Annotated in this window: 1 protein-coding gene and 1 tRNA gene; both read left to right on the top strand. The window is 43.6% G+C overall.

Annotation, left to right across the window (positions count from 1 at the left end; translation table 11 throughout):
* Positions 1-25: 25 nt before the first annotated feature.
* Positions 26-102: transfer RNA gene (locus MHN01_RS20405), tRNA-Asp, on the top strand.
* A 1,484-nt stretch (positions 103-1,586) separates the two neighbouring features.
* On the top strand, positions 1,587-3,599 hold a 2,013-nt coding region (locus MHN01_RS20410), incomplete at its 3' end, for a pullulanase-associated domain-containing protein (RefSeq protein ID WP_304622881.1).

The following is a 3,599-nucleotide window of genomic DNA, read 5'->3' on the forward strand; positions in this document are numbered from 1 at the left end:
CGCAAGCCGAGTTTCGCACAGAATTGGAGCGGTAGTTCAGTTGGTTAGAATACCGGCCTGTCACGCCGGGGGTCGCGGGTTCGAGTCCCGTCCGCTCCGCCACTACATGAAGCCTCGTCAGAAATGACGGGGCTTTTTTGTATACGTTGAGCTAGATGCCCTCACCGTATCGCCATGACACGTAAGTCTTATTAGAAAAAGCGAGATTTTCTTCAAGTTTATTCAGCATACAATGAATGTTATTTGTCGCTTTTATATGAAACTTATCTAGTAATCTCTTATGAACATAATTTATTAAAGGTGTGTAAAAAACCTAAAAACTGGCAGCCTTTATTTACCGGCTGGGAACATAAGGAGTAAGTTGAATAATTGAGAGTATATAAAAGTGCTCAGTGACTTGTTTTTTTATTCAAGTTGTTTATTTGAGAGTTGGATTAAGTCTTATATGAAAATTACAGATATGAAAGTGTGTTGATAATAAACTAGCATGAAAAAAACATTAAAAAGTATTTAAGTTTTCCAGTAATATGACGCTAGAATAAGGTACACAACATTAAAAGTTTTCACTATGATCCGAAGTTACGCTTTATTTAGCCAAAAATATAAGAAAAGTCATTACTTTATAGTAAGTGCTCTACTGCTCGCTATTATTGGAAGTATGATTATGCTTCTATCAGAGGAGGAAATAATCTTCTCGCTTGGTTTAGTCATACCGGCATTACCATTTATCATTATTGCCCGAGCCTCTGATTATAAAAGAAAATACCTCAATGATTAGCAATCATACTTTCTTCTCATAAATGTATAAATGCGAATAAGTCTATTTTATTGAATACTTGTGTGCATTCAGCGTAGCTCCGGTTTCAAAACGTCACTTTCAACCGCCAACTGTAGGTGGTTGAAAGTATAGGTGTTTTTCTTGGGGTGCTTATGAGATAGGTAGACAGTAACGATTAACGTTATTACTTAACACGGTTTGTCTCGCCTAGTTTTATCATGCTGAAATGAATTCGAGTGACTGCGTTTATTGCGCCTAGGCTTGTATTGGTTCAAAGTAGACATTTTTACGCCAAATAAAACACATCGTTCAATATGAAAATTAGAGTCATCCTTTTGGTGGTTTCCACAGCATATGGGTAGTTTTATGCGTACCTGATATATACTTATTATTTCGGCCTGGTTGTGATTATTTATTATCCATACAGTCCAAGTTTTCTGCAGTTTATACAGCGTACTTTTATTGATTAACAGCACAAATCTGTCATTAATATTGATTTACTCAAAATGTTATTTACTTTCATAACACTCTTGTTTTTTTGAGTTAAAGGTGACGGCCATCTCGAATTGTGGGTTTATCTTGTAAATCAATTAAATAAGTAGACTTACAAAGAGTGATTATCATCAACTCTTTAGTTTCTACGCCTTCAGCCTCATCCCCCTGCCAGCGTCTTGATAGGGTGAGGTAATGTATTGTCTTGTTCTTATACCCTTTTTTTATGTGTAAAGGTGAACAGTGCGCAGTTTCCTTTCGATATCGTCAGGGGCGTGTTTTCACCTGTGCCTTTTTTAAATCAATGGGTAGAACAATGAAAACGAACCTAACCAAGCTGACCGTTGCCCTTGCATCGCTCGGTGTGATAGCGGGTTGTGGCGATAATGACACTGGTTCAGTGTCACCTCAGCCATCAACCCAGCCGGTAACACAATTAAGTGTTCAGGCAATGGATGGCTATTTGCAAAAGGCCCAGGTATGGCTGGATGTGAATGGTAACTTCAAGCTAGATCCTAACGAGCCACAGGCGATAACTGGTGCAGAAGGTAAAGCGATCCTGGATTTGACCCAGTATAATGGTGATCCGGCGCACTATTCGCTGATGACTAAGGTGCTTAAAGGGCAGACTATCGACGAGGATAACCCTGGTATTGCTGTTACTCGTGACTATGTAATGATGGCGCCGAAGGGTTACCAGAAAATCAGCCCGGTAACGACCATGATTGGCTTGAAAATGGCAGAGGGCGCCTCGGAAGAGGAGGCCTTGGCTTCAGTGCGTAACGAACTGGCTCAGCCTGATCTGGATCCAAAGCAAGACTATATCGCTTCAAATAATACGCTGCTTGCCCAGTCGGCACGTGCTATTGCCCAGCTGCTACCTGAGCAGATAGAAACAAATACTATTGCCGAGCAGAAAGCGGCGCTTTCTCAGGGTGCAACAGCGCTTGGACAAGAGATTGATGCCCAGCGTAAGAATAATCAGGAACCGAACCTGAAAGATAAAACGTTAGTTAAAGATAAAGACGGAAAACCGGCTGTTGCTGTTGACAGTGATAATGACGGCTTTGCTGACGATATAGATCTTTTCCCAAATGATCCGAAAGAAAATGCTGATTTTGATAATGATAAAATCGGTGATCATGCCGATCTGGACGATGACAACGATGGCTTCAATGACACTATTGAGCTGCGTCTGGAATCGGATCCTTATGATTCAAGCTCAACGCCGCCAGACTTTGATGGCGATAAGATCGCCGATGCGGACGATGCAGATGATGATAACGACACGTTCAAAGATACCGAAGAGCTTGAGGCCGGAAGTGATCCTAAGAACCCTCAATCCACACCGTTAGACTTGGACGGTGATGGTTGGTCGAATGCTGACGAGGAGCGTTTAGGCACTAACAGTAAAGATAAGGCGGATCAGCCTGCTGACCTTGATGGTGATAAGATCGCCGATGTGGATGATGCTGATATCGATAATGACGGCGCAGACAACAAGAGCGACGCATTCCCCCGTGACCGATTCGAGAGCCTTGATACAAATGGTGATGGATTAGGAGACTTTGCCTCCAGTGACGATGATGGTGACGGCATTCCCGATAGCATCGACCCAGATCCCAAAGGGACTGACAGTACGCCGGACAAACCTGCGCCTGAATACACGGAAGCGGTGATCCACTACAAGCGCGCCGATGGCAATTATGATGGCTGGGGCCTGCATATCTGGAACAACGACACTTGTGACAGTATTGCCGATAGTGCGCTGGAAGGTGTGTCTTGGGGAGCGCCTTTCATGCCAACCGAGATCAGTGCTGAATACGGTGCGGTGTACAAGCTACCGCTGAAGGCCGGTCACTCAAGTTGTATGAATTTCATTGTCCACAAGGGTGACGACAAAGCGCTGGGTGGTAATGATCTACAGCTCGATTTTTCCAAGGGCGATAAAATATATACCTTTGACGGTAACAGCACGCTTTATTATGAAGCGGTTACCGAAGTTCCGGTGAAATTGTCCGGGGCATCAGCGCATTGGTTGGATCTCACCACCTTCGCCTGGTTCGAAAACAGTGACGCAAGCCGTTACGAGCTGTGGTCTACGGATAAGGGCAACGGTGATATCACAAAACCCGATGACTTTATGCGAGCAGCGCTTAGCCAGTCTGGGGAAATTAAGAATTCGAAGTTCCCGCACCTTACTGGTCGGACGGCGTTCACTTTGGATATCGAAAGCGACGCAGCCAAAGCATTGCTGAAACAGCAGCTTATTGCTGTCGCGATTGATGATAACAACAAAGTTGTTGCAGCAACCAAGGTTCAAATAGAT

The organism is Photobacterium sp. OFAV2-7, assembly GCF_022347985.1.
Classification (GTDB): Bacteria; Pseudomonadota; Gammaproteobacteria; order Enterobacterales; family Vibrionaceae; genus Photobacterium.